The sequence below is a fragment of the Paenibacillus sinensis genome, assembly GCF_019904155.1.
Lineage (GTDB): Bacteria > Bacillota > Bacilli > Paenibacillales > Paenibacillaceae > Paenibacillus_AQ > Paenibacillus_AQ sinensis.
In genome coordinates, this window is record NZ_JAHCMB010000142.1 from 1 (window position 1) to 253 (window position 253).

1 protein-coding gene is annotated in these 253 nt (G+C 51.8%); it reads right to left on the reverse strand.

What is annotated here, in order from left to right; genetic code table 11:
- A partial coding sequence (locus KIH86_RS16145; RefSeq protein WP_223081695.1) for a transposase occupies positions 1-253 on the reverse strand: 253 nt, incomplete at both ends.

Here is a 253-nt window from a genome sequence, read left to right on the forward strand (position 1 = left end):
AAGCCCCGGTTGTTTTTCAGTTGTCCAAATACACTCTCGGGCTCCGTCATTCGACGTACGGCCAAGGCGTAACCTTCCTCACTTCGCAGAATTTCCCGAGCCTGTTTCTGATACCGCAGTCGTTCCAAACTGACGACCATTTCCCGATTTCCTGCCGCTTTTGTACAACGTTCCTTCAGCGGGCAGCCATCGCAGTTTTGGCTTCGGTAATGACGTTTGCGGATTTCATAACCGCTCTCTAAGCCTTCCTTGC